Genomic DNA, 627 nt, shown 5'->3' on the forward strand with positions numbered 1-627 from the left:
CTGGCTGAGCGAAGGACAGATGTCACGCCTTCGCCCCTTTTTTCCCAAGAGCCATGGACGACCACGCGTTGATGACAGACGTGTCTTGAGTGGAATTATCTTCATTCTTCGCAATGGGTTACGGTGGTGTGATGCCCCTCGGGAGTACGGGCCTTGTAAAACGCTCTATAATCGTTGGAACCGTTGGTGTCACAAGGGGATATTTGCTCAGATATTAGAAGGTTTGTCTTCCAAATCGTCGGTTGGAAAGACTGTCATGATGGATGCGACCTATTTGAAAGCTCACCGCACGGCTTCAAGCCTACGGTTAAAAAAGGGGGCGATGGACGACTGATCGGCCGGACAAAAGGTGGCATGAATACCAAGTTGCATGCCGTCACTGACGCCCAAGGGCGCCCCATCAGGTTACACGTCACGGCGGGACAAATCAGCGACTACACCGGAGCTGCAGCCTTAATCGAGGCGTTACCGAAGGTCGACTGGCTTCTTGCCGATAGAGGCTATGATGCTGACTGGTTCAGAAAACGGTTAAAAGACAAAGAGATAAAGCCGTGCATCCCGGGTCGCAAAAACCGTAAGAAGCCTATCAAGTATGACAAACGTCGATACAAGCGGCGTAATCGTATC

1 pseudogene is annotated in these 627 nt (G+C 51.4%); it reads left to right on the top strand.

Annotated elements, in window-relative coordinates:
- Positions 1–627 (top strand): annotated as a pseudogene (locus tag ABE530_RS19640) (IS5 family transposase); the annotation flags it as partial.

The sequence above is a fragment of the Brucella sp. TWI559 genome (assembly GCF_039674265.1).
GTDB classification, from domain to species: Bacteria; Pseudomonadota; Alphaproteobacteria; order Rhizobiales; family Rhizobiaceae; genus Brucella; species Brucella chromiisoli.